At 36.6% G+C, this 26133-nt stretch carries 27 protein-coding genes; 11 read left to right on the top strand and 16 right to left on the bottom strand.

The annotated features are described in order from the left end of the window. Window positions 1-122 precede the first annotated feature (122 nt). Together ACQ7EO_RS10090 and ACQ7EO_RS10095 are read left to right on the top strand one after the other, a co-directional pair. Window positions 123-1367: a D-amino acid dehydrogenase gene (locus ACQ7EO_RS10090; protein ID WP_434279501.1), complete on the top strand. Its 1245-nt coding sequence runs from the start codon at window positions 123-125 to the stop codon at window positions 1365-1367. Window positions 1368-1449: 82 nt separating this feature from the next. After that, window positions 1450-2058: a DUF4303 domain-containing protein gene (locus ACQ7EO_RS10095; RefSeq protein ID WP_434279502.1), complete on the top strand. Its 609-nt coding sequence runs from the start codon at window positions 1450-1452 to the stop codon at window positions 2056-2058. A gap of 81 nt (window positions 2059-2139) precedes the next feature. On the opposite strand, the gene nfsB is transcribed toward ACQ7EO_RS10095, so the two are convergent. Next, entirely contained in the window at window positions 2140-2793 is a 654-nt protein-coding gene (nfsB, locus tag ACQ7EO_RS10100; RefSeq protein WP_056511505.1) for an oxygen-insensitive NAD(P)H nitroreductase, read from the bottom strand. 216 nt (window positions 2794-3009) lie between these two features. On the opposite strand from nfsB, the gene ACQ7EO_RS10105 reads away from it, so the two are divergent. Continuing rightward, window positions 3010-3297 carry a hypothetical protein gene (locus ACQ7EO_RS10105; protein WP_434279503.1) on the top strand — a complete coding sequence of 96 codons (288 nt, stop codon included), beginning with the start codon at window positions 3010-3012 and terminating at the stop codon, window positions 3295-3297. Between the two features lie 20 nt (window positions 3298-3317). Here the strand turns inward: ACQ7EO_RS10105 and ACQ7EO_RS10110 are convergent, their stop codons facing one another. Together ACQ7EO_RS10110 and ACQ7EO_RS10115 are read right to left on the bottom strand one after the other, a co-directional pair. Next, entirely contained in the window at window positions 3318-4040 is a 723-nt protein-coding gene (locus ACQ7EO_RS10110) for a UDP-2,3-diacylglucosamine diphosphatase (protein WP_434279504.1), read from the bottom strand. Window positions 4041-4133: 93 nt separating this feature from the next. Continuing rightward, window positions 4134-4643: a peptidylprolyl isomerase gene (locus ACQ7EO_RS10115; protein ID WP_004821835.1), complete on the bottom strand. Its 510-nt coding sequence runs from the start codon at window positions 4641-4643 to the stop codon at window positions 4134-4136. A 168-nt stretch (window positions 4644-4811) separates the two neighbouring features. Here ACQ7EO_RS10115 and ACQ7EO_RS10120 point away from each other — a divergent pair, with 168 nt between their 5' ends. Then, window positions 4812-6533, top strand: a complete 1722-nt coding sequence (locus tag ACQ7EO_RS10120; RefSeq protein WP_434279505.1) for a glutamine--tRNA ligase/YqeY domain fusion protein — start codon at window positions 4812-4814, stop codon at window positions 6531-6533. Window positions 6534-6668: 135 nt separating this feature from the next. Continuing rightward, window positions 6669-6989, top strand: a complete 321-nt coding sequence (locus ACQ7EO_RS10125; protein WP_434279506.1) for a pyrimidine/purine nucleoside phosphorylase — start codon at window positions 6669-6671, stop codon at window positions 6987-6989. Window positions 6990-7013: 24 nt separating this feature from the next. Here the strand turns inward: ACQ7EO_RS10125 and ACQ7EO_RS10130 are convergent, their stop codons facing one another. Beyond that, on the bottom strand, window positions 7014-7910 hold the full coding sequence (locus ACQ7EO_RS10130) for a LysR family transcriptional regulator (protein WP_434279507.1): 897 nt from the start codon (window positions 7908-7910) through the stop codon (window positions 7014-7016). Between the two features lie 104 nt (window positions 7911-8014). Here ACQ7EO_RS10130 and ACQ7EO_RS10135 point away from each other — a divergent pair, with 104 nt between their 5' ends. After that, window positions 8015-9067, top strand: coding sequence for an aldo/keto reductase (locus ACQ7EO_RS10135; RefSeq protein WP_434279508.1), 1053 nt, complete (start codon window positions 8015-8017; stop codon window positions 9065-9067). Window positions 9068-9177: 110 nt separating this feature from the next. After that, window positions 9178-9621, top strand: a complete 444-nt coding sequence (locus tag ACQ7EO_RS10140; RefSeq protein WP_434279509.1) for an SRPBCC domain-containing protein — start codon at window positions 9178-9180, stop codon at window positions 9619-9621. A gap of 57 nt (window positions 9622-9678) precedes the next feature. Here ACQ7EO_RS10140 and ACQ7EO_RS10145 read toward each other — a convergent pair whose 3' ends face one another. After that, on the bottom strand, window positions 9679-10215 hold the full coding sequence (locus tag ACQ7EO_RS10145; RefSeq protein ID WP_004821822.1) for a lecithin retinol acyltransferase family protein: 537 nt from the start codon (window positions 10213-10215) through the stop codon (window positions 9679-9681). A 188-nt stretch (window positions 10216-10403) separates the two neighbouring features. Between ACQ7EO_RS10145 and ACQ7EO_RS10150 the strand changes: the two genes are divergently transcribed. Continuing rightward, on the top strand, window positions 10404-11162 hold the full coding sequence (locus ACQ7EO_RS10150; protein WP_434279510.1) for a phosphodiester glycosidase family protein: 759 nt from the start codon (window positions 10404-10406) through the stop codon (window positions 11160-11162). An 89-nt stretch (window positions 11163-11251) separates the two neighbouring features. On the opposite strand, the gene ACQ7EO_RS10155 is transcribed toward ACQ7EO_RS10150, so the two are convergent. Together ACQ7EO_RS10155 and ACQ7EO_RS10160 are read right to left on the bottom strand one after the other, a co-directional pair. Then, complete coding sequence (locus ACQ7EO_RS10155; protein ID WP_004719975.1) at window positions 11252-11497, bottom strand: hypothetical protein; 246 nt, start codon at window positions 11495-11497, stop codon at window positions 11252-11254. A gap of 193 nt (window positions 11498-11690) precedes the next feature. Continuing rightward, on the bottom strand, window positions 11691-12932 hold the full coding sequence (locus ACQ7EO_RS10160) for an OmpP1/FadL family transporter (RefSeq protein WP_434279511.1): 1242 nt from the start codon (window positions 12930-12932) through the stop codon (window positions 11691-11693). A gap of 515 nt (window positions 12933-13447) precedes the next feature. On the opposite strand from ACQ7EO_RS10160, the gene ACQ7EO_RS10165 reads away from it, so the two are divergent. Next, window positions 13448-14077: a TetR/AcrR family transcriptional regulator gene (locus ACQ7EO_RS10165; protein ID WP_434279512.1), complete on the top strand. Its 630-nt coding sequence runs from the start codon at window positions 13448-13450 to the stop codon at window positions 14075-14077. A gap of 32 nt (window positions 14078-14109) precedes the next feature. Continuing rightward, on the top strand, window positions 14110-14790 hold the full coding sequence (locus tag ACQ7EO_RS10170; RefSeq protein WP_034615345.1) for a class I SAM-dependent methyltransferase: 681 nt from the start codon (window positions 14110-14112) through the stop codon (window positions 14788-14790). 170 nt (window positions 14791-14960) lie between these two features. On the opposite strand, the gene plsB is transcribed toward ACQ7EO_RS10170, so the two are convergent. Beyond that, window positions 14961-17162, bottom strand: a complete 2202-nt coding sequence (gene plsB, locus ACQ7EO_RS10175; protein ID WP_434279513.1) for a glycerol-3-phosphate 1-O-acyltransferase PlsB — start codon at window positions 17160-17162, stop codon at window positions 14961-14963. A 232-nt stretch (window positions 17163-17394) separates the two neighbouring features. Between plsB and cysK the strand changes: the two genes are divergently transcribed. Beyond that, a complete protein-coding gene (gene cysK / locus ACQ7EO_RS10180) occupies window positions 17395-18393 on the top strand; it encodes a cysteine synthase A (protein ID WP_154130056.1) in 999 nt (332 codons plus the stop codon). A gap of 121 nt (window positions 18394-18514) precedes the next feature. On the opposite strand, the gene ACQ7EO_RS10185 is transcribed toward cysK, so the two are convergent. The 8 genes from ACQ7EO_RS10185 to ACQ7EO_RS10220 form a co-directional block, all read right to left on the bottom strand. After that, window positions 18515-19051 carry a lytic transglycosylase domain-containing protein gene (locus tag ACQ7EO_RS10185; RefSeq protein ID WP_434279514.1) on the bottom strand — a complete coding sequence of 179 codons (537 nt, stop codon included), beginning with the start codon at window positions 19049-19051 and terminating at the stop codon, window positions 18515-18517. A gap of 131 nt (window positions 19052-19182) precedes the next feature. Continuing rightward, window positions 19183-19764, bottom strand: coding sequence for a hypothetical protein (locus ACQ7EO_RS10190; protein ID WP_434279515.1), 582 nt, complete (start codon window positions 19762-19764; stop codon window positions 19183-19185). Window positions 19765-19792: 28 nt separating this feature from the next. Continuing rightward, on the bottom strand, window positions 19793-20737 hold the full coding sequence (locus ACQ7EO_RS10195) for a phosphatidate cytidylyltransferase (protein WP_004719987.1): 945 nt from the start codon (window positions 20735-20737) through the stop codon (window positions 19793-19795). Next, window positions 20734-21474, bottom strand: a complete 741-nt coding sequence (locus tag ACQ7EO_RS10200) for a lysophospholipid acyltransferase family protein (protein WP_434279516.1) — start codon at window positions 21472-21474, stop codon at window positions 20734-20736. Before ACQ7EO_RS10200 ends, ACQ7EO_RS10195 begins: the two co-directional genes overlap by 4 nt. A gap of 318 nt (window positions 21475-21792) precedes the next feature. Then, complete coding sequence (locus ACQ7EO_RS10205) at window positions 21793-22221, bottom strand: hypothetical protein (protein WP_056511452.1); 429 nt, start codon at window positions 22219-22221, stop codon at window positions 21793-21795. Further along, window positions 22218-23573, bottom strand: coding sequence for a phosphatase PAP2/dual specificity phosphatase family protein (locus ACQ7EO_RS10210; protein WP_434279517.1), 1356 nt, complete (start codon window positions 23571-23573; stop codon window positions 22218-22220). The genes ACQ7EO_RS10205 and ACQ7EO_RS10210 overlap by 4 nt, the downstream gene beginning before the upstream one ends. Before the next feature lie 91 nt (window positions 23574-23664). Further along, on the bottom strand, window positions 23665-25413 hold the full coding sequence (locus tag ACQ7EO_RS10215; protein ID WP_004821798.1) for a bifunctional alpha/beta hydrolase/class I SAM-dependent methyltransferase: 1749 nt from the start codon (window positions 25411-25413) through the stop codon (window positions 23665-23667). A 28-nt stretch (window positions 25414-25441) separates the two neighbouring features. After that, window positions 25442-26077: a CDP-alcohol phosphatidyltransferase family protein gene (locus tag ACQ7EO_RS10220; RefSeq protein ID WP_004719997.1), complete on the bottom strand. Its 636-nt coding sequence runs from the start codon at window positions 26075-26077 to the stop codon at window positions 25442-25444. Between the last annotated feature and the right edge of the window lie 56 nt (window positions 26078-26133).

The following is a 26133-nucleotide window of genomic DNA, read 5'->3' on the forward strand; positions in this document are numbered from 1 at the left end:
CCGAAGGGGATGGTAAAGCCTAAATAGTTTAGGTTTTTATCGAAGCTCTCAGGTACACATGACAGATGGGGCATACATTGACAATGTAATAAAAAAATATTGCATTTCAACGGAGTGTGCGTATGTGTCATGTCGTCATTATTGGTTCTGGTATTACAGGTGTTACCTCTGCCTATGAACTTGCTCAATTAGGTTATCAAGTTACTGTTATTGATAAACATTTATTTCCCGCCATGGAAACATCTTTTGCCAATGGTGGTCAGCTGTCTGCATGTAATGCTGAAGTGTGGAATCAAAAATCCACTGTGTTAAAAGGCATTAAATGGATGGCGAAGAAAGATGCACCATTATTGCTCAATCCATCTTTTGATTTGCACAAATATGCATGGCTGGTTGAATTCCTTGGCAATATCAAACACTATGAAGCAAATACTCAAAATACAGTGAAAATGGCACTTTTAGCGCGTCAAAGGCTATTTAATATTGCTGAACAAGAAGGCATTGATTTTGATTTAGAAAAACGTGGCATCTTACATTTCTACCATTCTGAATATGATTATAAAGTCGCAACCAACGTCAATGCGCTGTTATGTAAAGGTGGCCTAGAACGCCATGCCGTAACCAATGAAGAAATTAAATCCATCGAACCGAGTTTGACGGGTGAATACTATGGTGGTTTTTATTGCCCAGGTGATGCAACTGGTGATATCCATAAATTTACCACTGGACTTGCCAAAGCCACTAAAAAATATGGGGTAAAATATTTATTTGGTATGGAAGTCGTTAATGTAGAACACACTGCCAATGGGGTGAATATTCAATATCATTCGAGTGTTGAAAACATGGAAGGTGGTTCAGTAGCAATCGAACAACTCAGTGCTGATGCCGTGGTGATTTGTGGTGGTGTTGGCAGTTACCAATTGGCCAATCAATTGGGTGATCGTGTGAATGTTTATCCTGTAAAAGGCTATTCCATCACCGTACAATTGGATGATGAAAAAAGTATCAATGGCGCACCTTGGGTCAGCTTGCTCGATGAAAGTGCGAAAATCGTCACGTCACGATTAGGTGCCAATCGTTTACGTATTGCTGGAACTGCTGAATTTAATGGCTATAATCGAGATATCCGCTCAGATCGTATCCAACCTTTAACAGATTGGGTCAATAAGAATTTCGATATTTCAACCGAGCATTGTATCCCGTGGGCGGGTTTACGTCCGATGATGCCGAATATGATGCCTGTGGTAAAACGTGGAAAACGTGAACGGGTATTTTACAATACAGGGCATGGGCATTTAGGCTGGACATTGTCTGCTGCAACAGCTGTGATGATTAGTCAGGAAATTGCAAGCTCGCATCCGATTTAATCGTATAGGCAATACTTTGGTATTTGCACTCTGGTGAATGTCCATATCCACCAGAGTGCTGGTAAAAATAATTAGGTGTGTTATGAATATAGAATCAACAACTCAAAAGCACTGGCATGAAACGAGCTATGTAAAGTTAGTTGAATCGATTCAATATATTGCACAAAATTATCACGATGTGTACGCCTTGGCCTTGTACTATTATTGTGATGATGATGAACCTTGTTTTCCCAAAGTTGAGCTGAACTTTAATACCATTGAACAGTTTGAGTCGCAAATTTCTGAAGCTTCGAGTCAAGCTGAAGCGAAATGGAATTATGCCTATTGGTTACAACAACCGTCTTGGGATATTGGTGGAGAGAATGATCAGCTTTTGACACAATGGTTTGAGCAAACGCCATTTTATTATTCTCAAAAACAGATGGAATATGCTGAACAAGAAGATGATGCGCTATTTAATGAACTTTTAGAAAAAGGCGAGCAGTTTGCTCAATTGTTTATTACACAAATAATCAAAATGGTTCAGCAATTATTTTCTGAAAATATTCTTCGCGATACATTTGGGAAAAATCTTCCAGTCATTCTTCATGAACTTGAATATTATGAAGAACCCATTTCGTGGACCAAAAGAGCCAATCCAAGTGCGTTAATCAATGAATTTATTGATGCCTGTGAAAGTGATTTCTCTTAACAAAATATACTTATGATTCAATGCTGAGGGACGTGATGTGCCCCACAGCACTTATTAAGTAGAAGCAAGTACTTTAAAAAGTTATAGACGAGTAAAGACTTCTTCTTGGGTCAAACGAGACTTGGGCAATTTTGCATTAAAGTCAGTATCACTACGATAACCGAGTGTCATAATCACAGACGGGACCAAATTCTTTTCAATTAAGCCTAATTCTTCAGTCAGAATATCTTCGTCAAAACCACCGATTGGTGTTGCATCGATACCTTCAATACCTGCAGCTAACAGCATTTGACCCAGTGCGATAAAGGTTTGATTTTCCGCCCAGCGCTGAATATCACCTTTTTCATTGCGATAATAAGAGACATAGCCTGTACGACTGTCTTTTTGACCTTGCTTGGCCTTGTCATCTTTAAAGCGGCCACTGAGATCATCCTGCTGAAGTAAATTACTCAGGTGCTGTTCTGTAATATCTGCTTTGGTACAGAATAAAATTGTATGTGATGAATCTAAAACCTTTGGTGCGTTGTAGCTATATTTTCCGACTAAGGCTTTAGCAATACGTTGTTTAGCTGCATCATTGTCAGCAATAAAAAAATGCCAAGGCTGGATATTGATTGACGATGGGGTTAAACGCAGGATTTCAAGTAAACGTGCAAATTGTGCTTGAGGAATCTTTTTAGAAGAATCATAAGCTTTTGTGGTGTAACGTGTTTTTGAAACGGTTAATAAGTCCATCTTTAAACCTAATAGAAATATTTGAAAATCAAATTTATTATATTCTTATTATGTGAGTTTATAACAAATAGAATTGTCATGAATTATAAAATTTTGTGCAATAAATATGCAAAATTGAGAAAGTTAAAAAAATTGAAATGCCAGTTTGAAATAAATATTAAATCGATATAAAGTGATTGTATAACAAGATGATAATTAAAAATTGGAGAGGGAAACATGACGGCATATTATATTCATTTACCGCAAGATTTTCATGATTACGAATGGGAATATGAAAAGAAAGGTTGGTTAATAGTGATGATCGATATTTCAGGAAAAAGTTATTTTTTTACTTTTTATGATGCTGTTCGTCTAGAGCAAACGATTAAAGATGATTTAAGTGAATATAATTATTTTTTTGAAGAAAATTTAGTTGTGATTGACAAGGTAAATTTAAAAAATATTCAAAATTTTATTGAAAATATTATTAATACTGAGAAAATAAAGTGTTTTATTGAAAAATAATATGCAAGCTTATATAGATTTTAACGGATTCGCCATTTTATAAATTGCCATTTTCCTATCTCATCCACTTCTAAAATCATTGCTTCAGATGTTTTTTCGCGCCAATCCCCTAAAACAATTCTAGTTTTACCATTTACATCATGAATTTCAGGGCGATGGGTGTGACCATGAACCAACAGATCGACATTATTAACTGCTTTTTCAACAGCTTGCTGGTTAACATCCATAATTTCATAGGATTTATTTTGTTGAGATTCACGGCTTTTTTTACGAAAACCATTGGCAAGTTTTTGTCTAAAACCAAGCGGGGTGCTTTTTAAAAGTCCCAATACAATTGGATTGCGAATAATTTTTTTAAATCGTTGATAAGAGATATCATCAGTACATAAAGCATCGCCATGTTCAAGACGGAATTTTTTTTCACCAATGCTAAATGTATAAAATTCAGGTAGTAATTTTCCATTAAACTGATTTAAAAACGTTTTACCTAAGGCAAAATCACGATTACCCACTTGAAAATAAATTTGATTACCAGCTTGCAAGGAAAATTGTTTTAGATGCTCAATAATTTCATCTAACCAAGGCGCAGTATAATCATCCCCAATCCAAGCATTAAACCAGTCACCGAGAATAAACAGTTGCGTATTTTGATATTTATAGTGTTCTAATAAATCAAAAAACCCTCGAACCAGTCGAGGGTGTTCTGGTGACAAATGTAAATCAGCGATAAACAGATAGGTCACTTATTTTTCCTATTTAATAACTCCTCCCAAGCTTGCTTTGTAAAGGGAACAGTATTCCTTTATTTAAAAGTCAGCTTCGGGAGGATTTATAAATTATTCAGAGATAATTTTTGCAGATTCAATCACAATGTTTTCTAAAGGAACATCAGCATGATAACCACGGTTACCCGTGCGAACACCTTTGATTGCTTCAACGATGTCTAAGCCTTCAGTCACTTTACCAAATACTGCATAACCCCAACCTTGAGCAGTTTTACCTGTATGGTTAAGGAAAGAGTTGTTTTTTACGTTGATAAAGAATTGTGCAGAAGCAGAGTGAGGCGCTTGAGTACGTGCCATTGCAATCGTACCTTCGTCATTGCTTAAACCATTGTCCGCTTCATTTTCAATTGAATCACGTGTGGTTTTTTCTTTGAAGTTTTCATCCATGCCACCGCCTTGGATCATGAAACCGTCAATAACACGATGGAAGATTACGCCATCATAAAAACCATCACGAACATATTCTAAAAAGTTAGCAACAGTTTTTGGTGCTTTTTCAGAGTTAAGTTCAAGAACAATGCGTCCTTTGTTGGTGTTTAATTCGACTTGAGGAAAACTCATTCTATAATCTCCTAATCATGACTAAAAATGTCATGGGTTTTTGGTTGAGAGAAGCATAAGCAAACTGTAAACTACATAGCAAGTAAAAATGTGAAATTCTTTTGTTAAAAAAGGATAAAATCACATTTTCTATATTCAATTTTAACTTTTAGAAGTGATTTATCAACTATGAAGCCAAATGATGTTGTTTCAGAACTGCCGAAAACCCCGACAAATAGTCCAAGCCCTGTCGATAATGCGCAGCAAGAACAACAAGCGGGCTTAGATTTTGTACGCCAAGTCATTACAGAAGATTTGGCAGCGGGCCGTACACAAAAAGTTGTTACACGTTTTCCACCTGAGCCAAATGGTTATCTACATATTGGTCATGTAAAGGCTATCTGCTTAAATTTTGGCATCGCTCAAGAATACGATGGTTTGTGTAACTTGCGTTTTGATGACACCAACCCAGATGCGGAAGAACAAGAATATGTTGATGGTATTGCCAATGACGTAAAATGGTTAGGTTTTGAGTGGAATGGCGAACCTCGCTATGCATCAAGCTATTTTGACCAATTACATACTTGGGCTGTTCAGTTGATCAAACAAGGCGATGCTTATGTAGATCTACAAAGCCCAGAAGAAATTAGAATTAACCGTGGTAATTTTGTCGAGCCAGGTAAAAACTCACCTTATCGTGATGCATCTATTGAAGAAAATCTTGCTCGTTTTGAAAAAATGAACAATGGTGAATTGGCTGAGGGTAAAGCAGTATTACGTGCCAAAATTGATATGACATCACCAAATGTACATATGCGTGATCCAATTCTATATCGTGTACTTCATTCAGAACATCACCAAACAGGTGATAAATGGAAAATGTACCCAATGTATGACTATGCTCATCCATTGTCAGATGCGATTGAAGGGATTACCCATTCATTATGTACTTTAGAGTTTCAAGACCATCGTCCATTTTATGATTGGGTGGTTGGGAAAGTGCATTCACAATCAGTTCCACGTCAGTATGAATCTAGCCGTTTAAATATAGATTATACGATTACCTCTAAACGTAAATTACGTAAATTGGTAGAAGGTAACTATGTTCATGGTTGGGATGACCCGCGTATGCCAACTGTGGTGGGCATGCGTCGTCGTGGTTTTACCCCTGAAGGGTTACGTGAGTTCTGTAAGCGTGTAGGCGTGTCTAAAACAGACGGTATCGTTGATGTGGCTATGCTTGAGTTCTGTATTCGTCAATCTCTTGAAAACACAGCAGCACGTGGTATGGCTGTTTTAAATCCGCTGAAAGTAACTTTGACTAACTTGCCAGCAGATTTAGATTTAAGCCATGCACGTCATCCAAATGTAGATATGGGCGATCGTATTATTCCTTTAACCTCTGAAATCTATATTGATCGTAAAGACTTTGAAGAAGTTCCGCCAAAAGGTTTTAAACGTTTAATTCCTGAGGGTGAAGTACGTTTACGTCATGCTTATGTGATCAAGTGTGATGAAGTGATTAAAGATGCCAATGGCGAAGTGATCGAGTTGAAATGTTCAATTGATCCTGAAACTTTAGGTAAAAACCCAGAAGGTCGTAAAGTGAAAGGCGTTGTACATTGGGTTTCTGCGTCGAAAGGGATTCCTGCTGAGGTTCGTGTTTACGATCGTTTATTCACCGAAGCTGCACCAGATGCAGATGATGATTTCTTGGCAAATTTAAATCCAGAGTCTTTAACGGTACTTCAAGCGGTGATCGAGCCTGCTTTGTCTCAAGCGCAACCAGAAGATCGTTTCCAGTTTGAGCGTGAGGGTTATTTTGTTGCGGATCAATATGATCATACAGCAGATAAACCTGTGTTTAACCGTGTCTTAGATTTGAAAGATAGCTTTAAACCGGGTAAATAATTTTATTCAACCCTGAATAAAATCATGATTTAAGACCTAGCTTCGGCTAGGTTTTTTTATGCTGTTTAAAATTGATTGAGGAATACTATAGAAAAGCGATATAGTAAATGCACAAATAATAATCAGGACAAATATATGTCTTCCCAATTTGATTTTGTTACGGTCTATATTAAACCTAATGTTCATTATAAAGGGCGATCAATCAGTTATCTTATCGAATGCAAAGATGGTTCGAAGAAAACATTGGGGGTAATTTTACCCACAGAGAAACCTTTAACTTTTGAAACGCATGTGACTGAGCGCATTGAGATTGTCTCTGGAAAATGCTTGGTTCGGATAGCAGATCAAGAAGAAATGGAAGTCTACAGTTCTGGAGAGTCTTTTACTGTTCCTGCAAATAGCCGTTTTAGTCTGCAATCCAGCGAAGTTGTAGATTATGTTTGTCATTTGGAATAACGGATAATGTTAGCTAAATCATCGTTAGAATTGTTTAAAGTAATCCTGTAAATACTCAATAAAAACTTTTACTTTATCAGAAATTAATTTTTTATCTGGAATAACAGCATAAATAGCAGTGGGTTCTACCATAAAATCAGGAAGCACATGAACCAGTTTTCCTGAATCTAAATCGTTTTTGACATGCCAAAGCGAGTGATTGGATATGCCGAGCCCTGCCAAAGATGCCTGACGAATCCCTTCGCCTGAGTTGGTAATAAAATAGCCATTTACCTGAATATCTAATCTTCTATTTGGGTTAGCATGATCCACAAAGTTCCATGTATTGCTGATGCCTTGTTGATGACGTTGCACGATACAACGATGTTGCTGTAAATCCTCTAAACGTTTGGGGATACCAAATTTAGCGAGATACTCAGGTGCAGCACAAAGTAAGCGCTTATTGATAGATAATGGTTTTGCGATGAAAGAAGAATCTTGTAGTTTGCCAATGCGAATCGCGAGATCCATGCCTTGACTAATAAGATCTACATTTTGGTCATTTAAATCTAAATTGATTAATAATTCAGGGTGTTGTTTTAAAAACTCAGCAATAACCTGAACCAGTATCTGTGTTCCAAAGGTTGCGGAAGCCGTGATATTGATGCTTCCTGAAAGTTTTTGATCTTGAAGCTTTAAATTTTCGGTTAATGTCTGGAAACTATCGAGTAGTGGACGTCCTTGCCCAATCAATATTTTGGCTTCTTCGGTCAGACTTAGTTTCCTTGTCGTGCGATAAAAAAGTTTAAGACTGAGCTGATTTTCAAGCCTTTGCACTCGTTGACTTGCCACTGAAACTGCAATATTGGCTTCTTTTGCCGCTTGGCTGATTGAACCTAAATCTGCAACACGTAAGAAGAATTGAAAGTCTTGTGTATTCATTTTCCATAAAATCGAAAAAGTATTTTCTTATTATCCTGATTTTTAAAATAATACCAAGTTGTTATTTTGTGATGAGACACATTTTTTAATCAAGGTGAATGATCATGAAATATAATTTTTTAGGCAATTCTGGTTTAAAAGTATCTGAGTTGGGATTTGGTGCAGGAACCTTTGGTGGGAAAGGTCCTCTATTTTCTGCATGGGGACAAGCAGGGCAGAAAGAAGCCAATCAAATGATTACTACATGTATAGATGCAGGAATTAATTTCTTTGATACGGCCGATGTGTATTCAGACGGTGAATCTGAAAAAATGCTTGGAATTGCATTAGCGCCTTATCGGCATAATGCGATTATTTCAACTAAAGTTGCGCTTCGTAGCAATGAACAAGTGAATCAGGTCGGATTGAGTCGTCATTATTTAATTCATGCCGTAGAGCAATCGTTAAAACGATTAAATACAGACTATATCGATGTTTTACAGTTACATCAGTTTGATAGCTTTACTTCGTTAGATCAGCTTATGAAAACTTTAGATGAATTGGTCCGAAGCGGAAAAGTTCGTTATATCGGGGCATCTAATTTTTCAGGCTGGCAATTGATGAAAGCGCAGTCGATTGCAGATCGTTATGGTTATGAAAAAATGGTGGCACATCAGGTGTATTATTCATTGATAGGTCGGGATTATGAATGGGAGTTGATGCCTTTAAATCATGATCAGCATATTGGTGCTGTTGTGTGGAGTCCTTTGGGATGGGGGCGTTTGACCGGTAAGTTTGATCGTGAGCATCCTTTGCCTGAAAAAAGTCGCTTACATGAAACAGCACAATTTGCGCCACCTGTAAACGAAGAATATCTTTATCAAGTGATCGATGCTTTAAAACAGATTGCATTAGATACGGGATATTCAGTCCCACAAATTGCTTTAAAATGGTTGCTCACACGTTCTACAGTGTCTACGGTACTGATTGGTGCTCGAAATCAACAACAATTGCAAGATAATCTCATTGCAACAGATCTAGTGCTTACGGATTCACAATTACAGCGTTTAAATCAAGTCAGTGCGGTTCATCCAGCATATCCATATTACCCGTATTGGAATGGTCAATTTTCAGAGCGCTATCAGCGCATTGTTGAATCATCACTTATTCAAAACTAATTCGTTAAATTTGTTAACAAAAACATGATACTGATTACATAGCACTTATGTTATCAGTATCACTTTGTTATCCATATATAGTTCTATATAAGTTTAGAAGAGTAATAAGAATGAATCCAACCATTGAAACTCAAATGTTAATTCGTAAACCTGTCTTTGCGGTTTTTAATGCATTTATTGATCCTGAAATTACTTCAAAATTCTGGTTTAGCCGTTCTACAGGACCACTAAAAGAAGGCAAAATTGTGCAATGGAGTTGGGATAAGTATCAAGTCAGCGCAAAGGTTATGGTATTTAACATTATTGAAAATAAATTGATTCAAATTACTTGGGGTGAACCCAAAACATCGGTAGATTTTATATTTGAAGAAATTAGCCCCGAGCAAACCTATTTAAAAATTAGAAATTACGATATTTCACTACAAGGCTCTGAACTGATTCAATTTATTATAGATGCGACTGGGGGATTCACCACAGTGCTGGATGGTTTAAAAGCTTATTTGGAACACGGAATAGAACTCAAATTGGTTGAAGACAAATTTCCACCATTTTAGTGGTGATTTAAAATCAGGGCTTTGCCTAACGTCATATGATGAATCTAGCTGAGTATTTTACTTTTTAGGCTGTTGTTCTTTAAGTGATAAATAGGTTGGAAGTTTTAATTTTGACTGAGCCCTGAGTTTCATTTTTATATATAAAACCAAAGCAAAACAGGTGGTTGCAACTGTTAAAAATAAGCCATTCATATAGGTCATGATTGAACTGATATAGCCAATCGTGGTTAAACGGTTCATCATTTTTACCACTTGAGGACTACTTTCAACTCCTGTAATTGCCCAACTACACAGATGTTCACAATTATTGATAATCAAATGATAGCTGTTTTCGTTCATGCGTGTACGCATACGTCGCACCACATGACGACCAGAAAACTTAGGTTGATCATAGTAACGGACACGGATCACTTTACCATGTGAAAATTTTTCAAGTGAAGTGATTTCGATTGGGCGTTTTTTTACAAAATGTGCCAGCCCAGAATAATGTATAACACGACCTTTTCCAGCATAGATTCCATGATGGCTATAGCCAAAATGTTTGACGATTAAATGCGCACCTAAAGGGTATTTAGCTATTTGTTTTGTCTGCATATTCCACTCAGTTCAAATAAAGTGTACACATGTATTTAATTGAAAGGATAGTTTGATTATAACGATGCAAAATGAATTTGATAGCCCTTAAAGTGATAATTAAGTAAAAAAATGCATTAAAAGTGCTAATTAGCCTTCATTATTCAATAGATCACACGATAAAATATAACACTTTGAATGGGGATGTTATGAATTTGAAAACTGGGGTATATGCGCTGATAAGCATGATGGGATTGAGTGCACTTTCCTTTCAAGTCAATGCCAATACTGACTATATCAAAATAATCAAAGACAAGAAGGTGATCGCAGATGCTGTTCGTATCGACGATCTGGATCAGCTACAACTATTTTTAAAAAACCAACAAGGGCAAACCTATAAAAAGTTCGCAACTGTGCAAAAAGAGCGTAAAAAATGCCAGATCAGTTTTGCCATGAATGCAGGAATGTATCACCCTAATTTTGCACCAGTAGGCTTGTACATTGAACAAGGTAAACAACAAATAGAATTAAACCAACAAAAAAACAAATTTGGTAATTTTTTTATGCAACCCAATGGTGTGGTTGCTTGGAACAATAAGCAAGCTGTGATTAAAACCACAGAGCAATATCTTAAATCTAATTTTAAAGCTCGCTATGCTACCCAATCTGGTCCAATGTTATTGATCAATGGTGAGATCAATCCAATTTTCGTTAAAAACTCAGATTCATTAAAAGTTCGTAATGGGGTGGGAATTAAAAATAATCAACTGTATTTCGTGATAAGTCGTGGAAAAATTAATTTTTATAATTTTGCTGATATTTTTAAGTCGCAGCTTAAAACAGATCAAGCTTTATATTTAGATGGCTCAATTTCAAGTGCATTTATTCCACAAGTGAAAAGAAATGATCAGACTTATGATTTAGGCCCGATGTTTATTTATAGTGAAGCAAAAAATTGTGACGATTAAAATGGCAAAATTAAAGTTTTAGTTTTTATTTACAGGCAAAAAATGGATGCCTGCAAACAGAAGCATCCATTTTGTAGATCAAGGATAAATTACTTAACCATGCCAATGATTGAAGACTGTGCTTTACAGGCTTGAATAGCATCTTCTTTAGATAACTTTTTAATTTCTTCTTCAAAGGCTTTTTTCTGTTCTTTTAGTGAATCTTCAGGAATGCCACTTTGTTTTGCCAAGTCTTCCATATGCTTCCAAGATTCTTCACATTCCTTTGGCATACCACCACATGCGGTTAAGATAGTGCCTAAAGCGAGAATTGGAATTAAACGTAATAATTTCATATTCTGATCCTTTAATTTAAGTTGGTTTTTTACTCAGGTTTATTCATATTGATCATTAAAATTTATAGCGTATACAAATGACGGAAAAATGAATTTGTCTTTGAATAAAAAGAAAAAGACTTCATTCTCAAGTATATACACTAGAATGAAGTCTACGCTAAAAAATAATTTTAACAAGATCACGCATTGAGCATTAGAAACGGTAACCTATTTTTAAACCATAGCCTATGGCATGGTTGTCACGATAATCACCTTGTTGGGCAATTTCTGAAGCACCGGGTACCGGAATGTAATAGGTGCCATCTTGTGCCGTGGCATCCCCGATCCAAATATATTTGATGCCTCCTGCGATAAAGTAATTGTCAGTAGGATTGTATTGAACACCCAACCCTAAGCCCCAACCGCCTTTGGTAGGATTTAATACAGAAGCAGGATTTCCAGTACCAGAATCCCATGAAACATCAGCCGACGCAGCCCATTTTTGTGTGAATTGATGTCCTAAGCCAACAGTGATGCTGTATTGGTCTTTTTGATAGTCATCCAGATTAAATCCACCAGCATATAGGCCTTGGCTTAACTCAGCCGTTGCCAGTTCGGTGAGTGCACCAAACTGTGTTGGACGGATTCTAAAATCTTTCCAATTTACCCAACGCGCATTTAAATATGCCAACGTATCTTTATATACACCTGTTTGAAAATCTAAATTTACCGATTGTGGCGTGTTAATTTCTGTATCTTTATCAGTGGTGAATGCTAAAGGTTGTCCAAAAATGGTTTCTTGAGCATCTATTTTGTGCTTAATTTTAGAACGATAAATCACGGCTGCCTTTAAAGCAATTTCAGGAATCTGAAAAGCAGCACCAGCAAGCCATCCAACAGCACTATCTTGTTTAAAGTTGGCATCATAGCCATTAAACACACTCATCGAATTACCACGTAAAGACACTTTGCCTTTGACTGTCTGGTATACGCCACCGCCGTAGAGGTTAAAATGAGCATCTGGCTGAAAACCAAATAGCATCGCAATATTTTGAGTATCAACATCCGCAAGGGTACCTTTCATACTGATTTCAGTATCAGAGAAGGTATTATTGCTACGTAAAGGATATTCGATTGCAGCACCATAAGGTTGATCATAGATGAGCCCAAAGGAAACTTTTGGCGCAATTTGCAGTTTTAATGCTGCATTATAGTATTGATATGATTGTGCCATATCACCTGTACTCAGATCATTGCTGCCTGCATTGACTAAATCAGGTCGATTTCGGACTTTGCCTGATACTTTCGGGTCAACTGCGGCAATACTGGCTTCGAAATAATTCTTGTCTTCAAGAAACGCCAGTATCGATTGACCAGATTGATCCATCGCAGCTGCATGAGTATAAGCAGTGGGTAAAACGCTGAGGATACTGAGAATGAGTGATTGAGTTTTCATGCTTTTCTTTCCTTGAATGTTTTTTTTATTTCGCATATAAAATTCAGACAAAACTATAGTGAACAATGGAAGTTAAGCTATTAGTTTATTTAAGTTTTATCTGAAAGCTTTATGATTTTAGTGAATCATTTTTACTGGATTTAATAAAGGGGTGTAATGACCAATTTAAGGGGGGATTATCGGACAATTCATATGTGCATTGTCTTAAGAAGTTGCCTTAGATCATTGAAGAATATTGAAGAATCAATCGCTGATTTAAAAAGATTATTTTCCAAAAAGAAGTAATTTAAAAAGACTGCTTTGATCGATGAGGAATTGATAGATCAGCAATGGTACAAAATAACCTCAACAAGATGATTAAGTTCATCGATGATTTATTAAATATTGAATCAAGTAATCTAGGTGGATAGCTAATTGTTGCAAAATTTATTAGTATTTAATCTAAATTACCTTGTGGTATCAACAGGGTAAACTATTCGCTGTTAGGTTATTTGGAATGGAATTTACATATCGCTATGAACTATAAAAGATCCTCTGTCATGGAAGAGAAAATGCAACAGAACCGCGAGATGATTTTATTGTCTGCACGAGAACTGGTTGCACAAGGAGGATTTAAAGATGCACAAATTCAAGCGATTGCAGATCGGGCAGGCGTTTCAAGTGGACTGGTCTATCGTTATTTTGAAAATAAAAATCAGGTATTGATTGAAGTTTTAAATGCGGCGATTCATATCGAAGTCAATATTCTCAATGATATTGCACATACCCAACTCAGCGCTGTAGAAAAACTAGATCGCGCCGTTACAACTTTTGTAAAAAGGGCAATGAATAGCCCTCGACTGTCTTATTCTTTATTATTTGAACCTATCGATCCTCAATTTGAGTTAGAACGTTTTCAAAGCAAGCAATTGATTAAAGAAAGTATTATTAAAATTTTGACCGAAGGACGTCATTCAGGTGAGTTTATTTTTGAGGATTTAAATACCACCGCATTGTGCATCGTGGGTGCAATGACTTTTGTTGTGATTGAACCTTTAAGTATCGCCAAGACCAAGCGTTTTGATAAAAGCTATAAAGAGTATTTTGTAAAACAAATCGCTGATTTTTGTTTACAGGCAGTGAAAGTCAAACATCCTCAGGAATAATAATATTAATCATCATTGCAAGGCTTAAAGAAATGGCAAAGGACTTTAATAATCCAGTTGTAGTTGAAGGATATGATGCACATATTCGTAAATTAATTCCCGGTTATGAACTGATACATTTACAAGTCCATGCTGTATTAAAGAGCTATGTATCGACTCAAGCGAAGATTTTAGTCGTGGGATGTGGTACAGGTTATGAACTGCAATATTTGGCTGAGCAATTTCCTCATTGGAATTTTACAGCAATAGATCCTGCAGCAAATATGATTGATAAAGCCAAACAACATATAGCAGATTTAGGGCTTTGTTCTCGAATTCAGTTTATACAAGGTGATACATCTGTTCTTAAACGAGTCGATGTGAGTTTTGATGTGGCTTTGGCGATCTTGGTTTCACATTTTGTTCCAGTTGATGCAAAAGCACAATTCTTAAAAGATATTGCAAATCACCTAAGCAGTACTGGTCTATGTTTAAGTTATGAGTTGATGGAAATTTCGAATACCAAACAATTACAAGCTTTAAAAAATCTGAGTTTAGCAACCGGATTAACAGAAAAACAGGCGCAACTTATGACCGATCGTATTGAACAAGATTTTGCTTTAATTTCTGTTGATGAAATGAGTGCTTTGTATTTACAAGCAGGTTTTAAGCGTGTGGAAAACTTTGCTCAAGTATTGAATTATCATGGTTTTATTGCATTTAAAACGGATTAAGAAAAACCTCTAAGTAATAACTAAAAATCATTTTTTGCTTAAAGTAAATCAATCAGCCATATTTTCTAGAATCTATGTTTTCCATAATTTATATACGCTTATAAAAAAGTTCCTTATCCAAATGGTTGAAGGAACTTCTTTATTTTGGATCATCGTCAAAGCTTAAAAGATTATTTCTCTTTGCTTTCTTTTTCAGGTTCTTTCACCACATTGACATCATATAGATGAGCAAGGGCGGAAAGTAAACGAATTTTAGGATCTGCATTTGAAATCTTAATGCTTTGATCTGCTTCAAGTGTGATTAATTTCTCCGCAACAAAATAATCGACAATTTGTGTGATTTCACTCTCAATCTCAGACTCATCCCATTTTAAAAAGAAGGCTTTTTGTATAAGTGGGTATTGTTCGATGACTTGGGTATATAAATCAGATTTTGAAATCTCAAATTGCTGCTGCTCTGTTTCAACACGCAATACTTTGGCAATCAGTGCTGGCAGGATAAACGTGTGCAGAATGTTATTACTGAAATACTTAAGTAAGCCCACCTGTATATCACTGACTTTCACCCAACGTTCATTATCATGCTCAATCAATTCAACTTGTTTAAGCTTCATGGCATATTGAATGATTTCTGTGTTGGAAAGCTCAGTGATTTGCATACGCTCATCATAACGATGCTGTTTGAGTAGATTACGGAATTGTTCTAAACGTACCAATACTTCACGCTCTGCCAAAGCATGCGTTGGTGCATTTAACAAGACTAGAGAAATCAAACTGATAGGATTAATCACTACGGCTTTATTGATATTTTCCAAAATATCAAATGCAACATCATTGACCGTGGCTTTAACAGACTCAGGCATCTCTTCATGCAAAGCAACACGTTGTGGAGCATTGTTCTTTTTTAAGATCTCTTCAAGGAAAACTGGTTCACCTAAATTGACGTGGACAACACCAAAGACTTTTTCAATTTTTTGAATAGATTTAAGTAGTCCAAATAGTGATTCAGCTTGTTTTTTCTGTCCACCCAGTTCTTTTATGTATGAACTGCCTTCGATCAGTTTTTCATATCCAAAGTAAGTTGGAATAAAGGCAATCGGTTTGCTATTTCCACGCAAATAACTTTGGATGGTCATTGCGAGCATCCCTTTTTTAGGTGGCAATAAAAGTCCAGTACGAGAACGACCGCCTTCAATAAAATATTCCATCGGTGTATTTCGATTGAGCATACTGTAGATATATTCTTTAAAGACAGCGGTATAAAGCGCATTACCATTAAAGCTACGTCGAATAAAGTATGCACCTGCACCACGCATCAGCTGCCCAACCACAGGCATATTTAAATTAATACCTGCTGCAATATGCGGAACCATCAAGCCACGGTTATAAATCACATAAGACAATAACAAATAGTCAATGTGGCTGCGATGACAAGGGGTATAGACAATTTCATAATCTTTGGCAAGTTCACGAACCGTATCGAAATTATGTACTTCGATACCGTCATAGAGCTGGGTCCATAATTTCGTTAAAGCAATTTCAGCAAAGCGTAAGGTCGAATAAGAAAAATCAGAGACGATTTCATCGAGGTATTTATGCGCGAGTGCTTCGGCCTCATTGATGCTGATTTTTTTATGAATGCTTTCATTGAGAATGGCTTCTTTAACCGCATCACTCACCATGAGTTTGTTAATCACATTGCGACGATCTGAAATATCAGGACCAAGAATTGCTTCTTTATAGCCATTAAATTGTTTATTGAGCTCAGTCACCACATAATGCGCTGGTGAAAAATTGGGTGTGAGTTCAATGGCTGAGTCAATTAACTGGCGTAAAGAAACTGCTTGATGGAATTCAATATAATTATTACGGCCATACAGGGTAATATTCAGTGCTTGTTTAATGCCCGTTGGTTTAGCCCAAGCATCGGTCATCAATGCTTTATACCAGCTATCTTCATTCTCTGGTGCACGTCCCCATAAAATCGTTGTTGGCACTAAAAGCACATCTTGCTCAGGATGTTTCAGTAAATATTCGACTAAGCGAATAATTTTATCTGGGTAGTATGCAGAAGCATTGCTTTTGGTTGGTTCTAAAGTGATAAAACGATCATCTTCCTGATAATCTGCCCTTAGATTAAGTGGCGCAAAAGCAGGGCTGAGTTTTCTTTTTTCTGTTTCATTGTCGATCAAGACTTTATTTGAAGTTGAGTCATCTTGAATGACATAGCAAATCGGAAAATTAGCTGTGTTTGGATCATTAACTGTATTTTCAAGAGTTTTTGTATCGCCTAAAACTTGTGGGCTGACGATTTTATCTAAGATTTTTTTTGTAAATTGACGATAAAATTTTTGATAAGCATTGCTTGCCATAATATTCTCTAAATATGAGTCATATCGTTATTATGCTTGAAATAATATACAAATATATAGTTTGATTTGACGACAAATCGGTCAAACACTTTGCCTAAAAACTAAACTTATGATTTTTATCAATAAACTATTTCGATATTGGTATAATTAAATTCAGTTACTCAATATCAAAGTTTCATAGAAAAGCATTATGATAGATTGATATAAATTCATTTAAATTCAAGGAAAGGTCATGTCTACAGATCCAAATTTTCCAGCAACTGAAAACTTAGGTATTGCTGTTTATTCTAATAATGCTGAGGCAATTGGAAATACACCACTTATTCGTATCAATCGTCTTATTACAGGTGGCGCAACGGTCTTAGCAAAAATTGAAAGTCGTAATCCTGCGTTTTCTGTTAAAGATCGAATTGGCGCTGCACTTATTGCAGATGCAGAAGCGAAAGGGCTTTTGAAAAAAGGTATGCATATTGTAGAACCAACCAGCGGAAATACTGGTATTGCATTGGCATTTGTAGCAGCGGCAAAAGGTTATGCGATCACTTTAACCATGCCAGCAAGTATGAGTATAGAGCGCCGTAAAGTATTAAAAGCGTTGGGTGCAAATTTAATTTTAACTGAACCCGCAAAAGGTATGAAAGGCGCAGTTGATGAGGCAGTACGTTTAGCAACTGAACAACCTGAAACATATTATTTACCGCAACAATTTGAAAATCCAGCCAATCCTAAAATACACGAAACAACAACTGGCCCTGAAATTTGGGCTGCAACAGGCGGTAAAGTCGATATCCTTGTGGCAGGTGTCGGAACTGGCGGTACTATTTCAGGAATTTCTAGTTATTTTGAAAAGGTCAAGCAGCAAGCGATTTACTCCGTTGCTGTAGAACCCGCAGATTCACCAATTATTGGACAAACCAAACGTGGTGAAACTTTAACGCCTGGGCCACATAAGATCCAAGGGATTGGTGCAAACTTTATTCCGAAAAACTTGGATTTAGACTTAGTTGATGAAGTTATTGCTATCGACAACCAAGAAGCGATTGATTTTGCCCGTCAAAGTGCTACTCAAGAAGGAATTTTTGTCGGTATTTCTAGTGGTGCGGCTTTAGCTGCTGCTGCACAATTAGCTGCTCGTCCTGAAAATGCAGGCAAAACCATTGTGGTGATACTTCCAGATGCAGGTGAACGTTATTTGTCTTCCGTTTTGTTTGAAGATATTTCAGCAGATTAAGTTTGAATTAAATCATCTATATCTATGTTGTGTATTGTTGTTATAGACTAAAAAATAAACCCGCTCAAGTATCAGCAAGAGTGGGTTTATTTTATTGATATTCAGTTTCTATTCTTAAAATTTATAATGAAGACTTTAACTGTTTTTCATGTTGTTTGACTTGTTTCGCGTATCGTTTACCTTGACGTTTCATTTTACGATTTGTTTGGTAATTTGTGGGTCCAACATTGTAGTAGGCTAAGGCCTTTTTCCAGCTTCCTGCACTTTGATTATATTTTGCCAAGATCATGGTGCCACAGCGTACATTGGTATATTCATCAAACAAATCACCAGGGCAAGCTTGTTGCCAATAACGCGGCATGATTTGGGTAAGCCCAACAGCACCAGATGGAGAGGTGACATAACTCCGATAACTCGATTCTTGACGGATGGTTGCTGCGATCAGTAAAGGATCTACATCATATTGATCTGCGCTTTGTACAATCATTGGGGATACACGATTGGCAACATCGGGAGAGACAGAATAGGCTTTTTGGATTCCAGTCGAAAGTTTAGCAGCACGTTTTTGCACAGAGCCGCCACCCAAAGACGAACATGCTGTGATCGCAAGTGTTAAGCCCACTGTAGAAATTATTTTTAACTGATACTGAAAATCCAAAATAAAACCAATGCTATGTATCCAAGATTGCCCTGATGTTAAGTAGCTGATTTAAACCTGTCAATCTATGAAAATTGGTAGATTTATTCGTGATTTGTATCTTAAGCTGTTGGTTGCTTGCTATTTAGGCGTTATTTCGTCATTTTTGCTTGTTTTTTCTGTAACATTATTGCCAACATTAAATGCAATGGATTCTGAGCAGTATATTGGACTTCAAATTGTTGATTTCCATTGTGCTGGTACAGAGCATAAATTACTGGAATATTTAATTTATTTCCTTCAATCACATTTGAGTCTTTATCTAAAAGTTCTTTGGTCATATCTGCAAGTACATTGGTGCTAATCTCTTGTTGAATTACACCTTGGCAAATATATTGTGCACCTTCAAAACGATCAGTAATCAAATCGATTAGATTTTGTGAATCCTGATTGTCTTTATCAGCCTGTAATTTTTCCAGATTTAATCGCTTTATTTTAGTTAAAGTGATTCCTTCTATAGAAGGTATGGTTTTTGTTGTTTTGTTTGCATTTGGATTAAATTGTTGAGTAAGTTGATTTAATTTTGATCCAAAACTGATATTTACCTGACTTGAGTAGAGTTTTTTTACACGATCAGTCACTTGTTGATTATTACATTCAGACTGATTAAATAAACTGCACCCTTGCAGACCCAAACCTACACAGAGCATTGTAAATATTATTTTGTAATTCATCTATATCTCTCACAATCATGTTTATTCACTAACTCCACCAATATCTTAAAATATGAAAGAAGATAGGTGCAGAAAAGCAGATCGAATCAATCCGATCTAACATCCCACCATGACCATGAATCAACTGCCCCCAATCTTTGACACCACGGTCACGTTTGATGGCAGACATCACCAAACCACCGAAAAAGCCAAAGATACAAACAACCAGCCCTATCAATGCAGCTTGTAGATAGCTAAATGGAGTGAGCCATGCCATAGCGACACCTAAAGCTGTGGCTAAAACAATACCACCCACTAAGCCTTCAACTGTTTTTGATGGTGACAAGACAGGTGCAACCTTGTGCTTTCCAAAAAGCTTACCACAGACATATTGCAAAACATCGGATGCTTGAACGACCATAATCAGCCAGATTGCTAACCAAATCGGTTCACCTTTAAAACCATTTAGTTTTAAATTGAGTAATGCAGGAACATGGGAAATACAGAAAACACAGACCATGAGTCCCCATTGAATTTTAGAACTACGTTCAAGGAAGTGTTTGGTATCTTCTTGTTTTAAACTGGCAATCGGAATCAGTAAAAATACATAAAGTGGAATAAAAATTGAATATAAGCCGTACCAGTCGATATAGATCAAATAATATTGATAGGGAATAACAAAATAAAAGGCGATAAGTAAAGGGAAATAATCACCACGCCGTGTCGGCAATAGACTGGTAAATTCTCGTAGAGCAAACAGGGAAATAATCCCAAATAAGATAATAAATGCAGTTTGACCCAATAGGATGGCTGCGCCAATGACGATCAACATCACCCACCAAGCATTGATTCGTGCGTTTAAATTATCAATCACTGATGAGGGTTTTTGCCCAGCTTTTTGCTTGAGAATAAAGCCCACACTAGATGCAAAAACTAAAATTCCCGCAAAAATACCAAATAAAAGATAGGTTTTATTCAGATTATCTAAAATCATTGATTCTCAACCTCTTTTAATTGTAATAGCTGCTTCTGTGCATAATCTATAAATGTGGCTTTATCCATTTCTAAATGTTGTTCTAAAGGAAAGCCAAAGCATACGGTAGACAGTAAAGGCAAAGGAACAAAAGAACCTTTTGGCATGACACGTCTTAGATTTGAAATCCAAACAGGGACAATCTCAATCTCAGGAAATTGTTTATGTAAGTTATAGAGGCCACTTTTAAAAGGTAATAGCTCGAGATCATCATCGAGATTTCGAGTACCTTCAGGAAAGAAAATAATGGAATAACCCTGAGCAAGAGCGTCTTTCACAGGTTGTAAAGGGTCTGCATTATCTTTGCGATTACGTTGAATCGTGACACCATTAAAGGTGTCTTTAATTAAAAATTGTCTAAAACCATCTTTCAGCCAATAATCTGAAGCAGCAACAGGTTTAGTTTTACGACGCATCAGTTTGGGAAGTGAAGACCACAATAAGATAAAGTCGATATGACTATTGTGATTGGCATAGTAAATACGTTGTTTCATCTCAGGCTGACAACCAACCCATAAGCTACGAGCACCAGTTAAGAGTCTTGCGCCACGGCGTGTCAAAAATGCGATAAAGCGAGCAATAGAGTGTGATGCTAAATTTCCATTAGATGAATCTAAGTGTTGAGTCTTCTGCTCTAAAGACGGTTTATTGTATGACTTTTTATCTTGTTCGGAACGTTGTTCAGGTAGTTGATTCATTCTCTAAGCCGATTGATATTGAAGCATTTTATTGTGGGGCAAGCTGTATAATAAGATGATTAAAGTATAAAATTCTACTTTTTAAGTGATTAAAATAAAAATATAACCAAACTTGGTTTTGAATAAAAAGTAAAAAGCTTGGTCTCCTTTTACAAATTTATAATTTCTATTTTTTGAATCATAGAAGAATTTTATTGCATTTCAAGATCTTCACTGCTGAGAAGCTGAGAATTTTCTTGATTTAAGATGATTAAAACCATCATACGATAACAATTGAATATATCAGCTAAAACTGTATCAGTTGAGGTTAAAATCGCTTTAAATAATTCTAGAAATCAAAATCATTAAAACCAGATATTGTATCAATAATAAAGCAATTTGAAGTTTTAAAAGTTTAAAACATCCTGCAAAACGCTGTGACCAATCACGACCTGCTTTGGATGCGGGCATCAATTTCATACTCATTAGGGTTTGATCAAATTGCAGGGTTAAGTTTTCAATAGATTCAGTTTGGGATTCTCGTGCAATCATTTTAATGAGTTGAGCATCAAACTTAACTCTAAATGAGAGGTAGTGATGAAGCCCAGATAATAACAATGTAATGACAATGAACGTCCAAAACTCAAATGATTGCCAGCCTTTGAACAGGATGGCAAAAATAGATAAGGCAAAAGCCAAATAACCTGAAAGTAATATAGCTGTGGTTGCAGACAACAGTTGCGCAACCACATAAAAATTCATTTTCATGGCGCTAAACCTTTCAGTTTTAGATGGTAAATTTCTAATTCTTCCAATTGGGCTTGTTTTAATACCACCCAAGGGCGAGCTTTACGAATAATGTTTACCATTTCATCAATATTGGCATCTTGGTTTTGTTGAATCAGCCAAGCGGTGAGTACAGCGCTACTTCTTGAATAACCTAAGGCACAAAAAATCAGAATATTTTGGGTAGAGCTTGCTTCAAGCTTTGACATCAAATCATTTAATCGTGCTACGGCTAACTCAAGCTGATTGGCTTGTAATGGAATCAGATCTAGACTGAGATATTGCTGATATGCCGTTGCTTGGTTTAAGGGTAACTCAGCAACACAATCAAATATTGCATTGTATTGGTGGTGATCTTGTTGTGTTGGAATTCTTCCAATATAGATTTTTTTAAGTTCATGTTGAATGATGAAAGAATCTTCGGGATGTTTTTTGGTCCAAACACGACTATTAAGCCAAGCAAAGATTAAATAAGGCGCAAGCAGTATTTGTGCTGCAACCGTCATTTTGCCATTTTCTTGTTTTTGAAAAAAATGTGGACGTACAAAACTATAGCTATGTGCAACGATAAACAGGCTCACAGCAGGGTAAATTAACCACAGTCCCCATGATCTAAACTCATAAGCTAAGATAAAGAAAATTACTGAACCACATAGGTAATAACTGCCAAGCTTTAAATGTTTTGCTGTTAACAGTTGCAGTCCATCTTTTCTGAATGGGGATTTTACTGAAATTGGAAATAACCATAAGCATAAAGCACCAACCAGTATTCCTGTAGGAAGGTCAATAAAATGATGCTGCCATGTGGTGAGTACAGAGATTCCAATCAGCACACACCAAAAATCGACCAAATATTTCCACGTACCTTGTACATGGCGACGATAGAAATCCCAAAGGATAATCAACAGAACAATATGTAATGAGGGCGCTTGGTTAAAGGGTTTATCGAAGCCCATGAGGACATCAAACCATAGACCGAAAAAACCATCTAAAGGTGGGCGTTCAAAGCTAAACTTTAAAGGAAACAGTAAGAAGCAACTAATCGAAATAACTTGCGCTAAAAATAGCCTAAGCGCTTGTTGTTTAAGCTCAAACTTGTTCCAACAAAGCAATAAGGAGAGACCATAAAACAGGTCAATTGACCAATATGGCACAATCGTCCAAGCCCAAAGTGGAATATGCTTTTCCCAAGCAAAGACAATACTTGGAACATCACTCAGACCTGATGCATATTGATTTGCAAAGCCATAAGTGAGGAAAAAGAAAGGCGCAAGAAAAACTAAGCAAAGTACGCCCCATTTCCATGTCCCAGTTTCTTTGATGAGTGTTTGCATAAAACATCCGTAGATTTTTATTCTATTTAAATTAAAAAATTGGTGACTTAGATTGATTTATATCAAGTCACCAACTGTGATAGCAGAAATTTTATAGCTTTTGTGCGACTGAGACGGTAAATATTCCAAACTCATCAATACATTGGTCGACCTTTTTAAAGCCAGCAGCTTCAACAAGTGCGTCCATTTCCGCTTGTGAGCGTAAACGCATTACCCATGCATCACCTTCACGATGTGAGGTTAGTGCACGCGCAATAAACTCTTGCTGTGGGTGCCAAATCTGACCAGTATAAATCAAATAACCATCTTTAAGGATTGCTTTACTTAAGCCTTCAAGTGATTGACGTAGCAAATCATTGTCTGCAAATAACTCGTATAAACCCGAAACTACGGCAAGTGATGGTTTTGGTTTAACAGAGGCCAAAGACTGCGTATCAAATGCATCTGCTTGAACAAATTCAGCAATGTCATTGAGTCCACGTGCTGCAATCATTTGCTGACCAGCTTGTACATTGATATCACTATAATCACGCAATAAAATCGAATCTGGTCGTTTTGGTAGTTGAACCACAGCATCTAAAATATAACGTCCATGACCAGATGCAATATCCATAATTCTCAATGGCTTGCGTTTTTTAATCAGAATATCCGCATATTTCTGAACCAAATGTTCAATGTTCTGTTTGCGGACACGGATCCCACGCCAACCAATCGCATTTAAATACTGGCGGTCAATGATTTTGCCAATAGGATTGGAACTTTCAGATTGATTACGATAGACAAAATCTAAAGTACTTCCAGAGTCATAGCCTGTGTCTTCACCAATTTTTAAGCCTTTAGATAAATGGCTACCAATTTTTAGATTCTTTTTGGTGATTTCCCAAAATGCATTTTTCATTGATTTAGCGGGTAAAGGTGAACTGAGATCTTCAGCGATAGCACAACTTGGACCAATTTTGTCCGCATTTAAAACGTCTGGAGCTTGATATTCAACCGCAAAGCATTGCTGGATAAATCGGCGTATTTTCTCTGTTGCTATATGGCGATCTTTTTCACCTAAAGTATCGTGAAAGAAGCCATCTAAAATATGTAATTCTTTTTTAGGATGCGGAAGCTTTTGGTAAAACTCACGTTGCGGTTTTTGAAAAACCACAAAATCTGAACCTGAGCATAACACTTGAGTCGGCACAAAGATATTTTGTGAATCTGCAACAATACGCTTTGAGGCATCATAAAGTCCAAGCAACATTCTCACCGAAATGGCTTTAGCAATTTTAGGATCGGTATCATAGCTTTGAGCACGTTCTTCATCATGGGTCAGCATTTTGGCTTTAACATAACTTTGGATGAAAAAATTACCGCGAATTTTTTCCATAACTCTTAAACTAGGTTCGGCAAATGGCACATAAAGCTTAATATCAAAAGCAGGGGAAGCGAGACACAAGGCGCGAATTTTAGGTGCATAATCGTGTACCCATGTAGCGGCCAATACCGCACCTACACTTTGTGCAACTACAGCAATATTCTTGGCATCGATACCATAGTTTTCTTCAATATGTTGGACAAAATATTGAATATCTTTTACACATGCTGAGAAGCTAGGTGCATCACCACGTTCACCAGGGGAATCACCGTGACCGCGGGCATCCCATGCAAAGAAATCAAAATCACTTAAATTGAGTTCCTTGACCAAATGCGCCATACGTCCTGAATGTTCATGCCCACGATGAAACAGAAGAATGGCTTTTTTTGTTTCGCTCGGTGAGTTGGTTGCCCAATGTTGATAAAACAATTCTGTTCCATCATGACTCTTAAAGGTGTGATGACTGTTGTTATACATACGAATTTACCCTAAATATGAAACTGTTTTATAAAGCTGTTTTTAAGCTATTTTTAATTCGGTTATAGATGGTTAAACTAAGCAGCAGACCAATTAAAATGAGTATGCCATTACAGATTAAGCCGAGAAGTTGTAAATTTGTAGTGAATAATGGCAAGGCGACAATCACGACTGTGATTAAACTAAACCAAAATGCACGGTCACTTTTTCCCATTGGACCGTCATAACGACGTTCTTGCCCAATCAGTGGCGCCATTACACCAGTGTATTCACTTAGAATTGCAAGGAAAGCAATCAATAACAGTAATTTTGCATTAATAAAGCCAAAAGCAATCAAGCATAGATAGAGTGCTGTGTCCGAAATAACATCACACAACTCATTGTAAAACGCACCTAAGTTGGATTGTTGTTTAAATTCACGGGCAAGCATTCCATCGATGGCGTTGAAAGCCATTCGTAGCAGCATCCACAAGGGAAAGAGCAATAACCACCCATTTACAGCATGATTCAGATAATACTGGTATAGAAAAAAGCTTAAACCGAGCGATATAAACATCGCTAATAAGGTGACTTGATTTGCCGTGATTCCGATATTAAAAAGCTTTTGAACAAAAGGGCGCAGTAAGTTTTGAAATGCTGGTTTTAATTGATAGATTGATGGCATTGTTCTAGTAATATAAGGTATATGACAGGATTTTAATCAAGTTTTCCATGATTTTA

This window comes from Acinetobacter sp. CE-15 (assembly GCF_051059255.1).
GTDB classification, from domain to species: domain Bacteria; phylum Pseudomonadota; class Gammaproteobacteria; order Pseudomonadales; family Moraxellaceae; genus Acinetobacter; species Acinetobacter guillouiae.

Bases quoted from the DNA above. Each gene is read 5' to 3' on its own strand.
- ACQ7EO_RS10090 (WP_434279501.1), top strand. From the start codon at position 123: ATGTGTCATGTCGTCATTATTGGTTCTGGTATTACAGGTGTTACCTCT.
- ACQ7EO_RS10095 (WP_434279502.1), top strand. From the start codon at position 1,450: ATGAATATAGAATCAACAACTCAAAAGCACTGGCATGAAACGAGCTAT.
- nfsB (WP_056511505.1), bottom strand. From the start codon at position 2,793: ATGGACTTATTAACCGTTTCAAAAACACGTTACACCACAAAAGCTTAT.
- ACQ7EO_RS10105 (WP_434279503.1), top strand. From the start codon at position 3,010: ATGACGGCATATTATATTCATTTACCGCAAGATTTTCATGATTACGAA.
- ACQ7EO_RS10115 (WP_004821835.1), bottom strand. From the start codon at position 4,643: ATGAGTTTTCCTCAAGTCGAATTAAACACCAACAAAGGACGCATTGTT.
- ACQ7EO_RS10120 (WP_434279505.1), top strand. From the start codon at position 4,812: ATGAAGCCAAATGATGTTGTTTCAGAACTGCCGAAAACCCCGACAAAT.
- ACQ7EO_RS10125 (WP_434279506.1), top strand. From the start codon at position 6,669: ATGTCTTCCCAATTTGATTTTGTTACGGTCTATATTAAACCTAATGTT.
- ACQ7EO_RS10130 (WP_434279507.1), bottom strand. From the start codon at position 7,910: ATGAATACACAAGACTTTCAATTCTTCTTACGTGTTGCAGATTTAGGT.
- ACQ7EO_RS10135 (WP_434279508.1), top strand. From the start codon at position 8,015: ATGAAATATAATTTTTTAGGCAATTCTGGTTTAAAAGTATCTGAGTTG.
- ACQ7EO_RS10140 (WP_434279509.1), top strand. From the start codon at position 9,178: ATGAATCCAACCATTGAAACTCAAATGTTAATTCGTAAACCTGTCTTT.
- ACQ7EO_RS10145 (WP_004821822.1), bottom strand. From the start codon at position 10,215: ATGCAGACAAAACAAATAGCTAAATACCCTTTAGGTGCGCATTTAATC.
- ACQ7EO_RS10150 (WP_434279510.1), top strand. From the start codon at position 10,404: ATGAATTTGAAAACTGGGGTATATGCGCTGATAAGCATGATGGGATTG.
- ACQ7EO_RS10155 (WP_004719975.1), bottom strand. From the start codon at position 11,497: ATGAAATTATTACGTTTAATTCCAATTCTCGCTTTAGGCACTATCTTA.
- ACQ7EO_RS10160 (WP_434279511.1), bottom strand. From the start codon at position 12,932: ATGAAAACTCAATCACTCATTCTCAGTATCCTCAGCGTTTTACCCACT.
- ACQ7EO_RS10165 (WP_434279512.1), top strand. From the start codon at position 13,448: ATGAACTATAAAAGATCCTCTGTCATGGAAGAGAAAATGCAACAGAAC.
- ACQ7EO_RS10170 (WP_034615345.1), top strand. From the start codon at position 14,110: ATGGCAAAGGACTTTAATAATCCAGTTGTAGTTGAAGGATATGATGCA.
- plsB (WP_434279513.1), bottom strand. From the start codon at position 17,162: ATGGCAAGCAATGCTTATCAAAAATTTTATCGTCAATTTACAAAAAAA.
- cysK (WP_154130056.1), top strand. From the start codon at position 17,395: ATGTCTACAGATCCAAATTTTCCAGCAACTGAAAACTTAGGTATTGCT.
- ACQ7EO_RS10190 (WP_434279515.1), bottom strand. From the start codon at position 19,764: ATGAATTACAAAATAATATTTACAATGCTCTGTGTAGGTTTGGGTCTG.
- ACQ7EO_RS10195 (WP_004719987.1), bottom strand. From the start codon at position 20,737: ATGATTTTAGATAATCTGAATAAAACCTATCTTTTATTTGGTATTTTT.
- ACQ7EO_RS10200 (WP_434279516.1), bottom strand. From the start codon at position 21,474: ATGAATCAACTACCTGAACAACGTTCCGAACAAGATAAAAAGTCATAC.
- ACQ7EO_RS10205 (WP_056511452.1), bottom strand. From the start codon at position 22,221: ATGAAAATGAATTTTTATGTGGTTGCGCAACTGTTGTCTGCAACCACA.
- ACQ7EO_RS10210 (WP_434279517.1), bottom strand. From the start codon at position 23,573: ATGCAAACACTCATCAAAGAAACTGGGACATGGAAATGGGGCGTACTT.
- ACQ7EO_RS10215 (WP_004821798.1), bottom strand. From the start codon at position 25,413: ATGTATAACAACAGTCATCACACCTTTAAGAGTCATGATGGAACAGAA.
- ACQ7EO_RS10220 (WP_004719997.1), bottom strand. From the start codon at position 26,077: ATGCCATCAATCTATCAATTAAAACCAGCATTTCAAAACTTACTGCGC.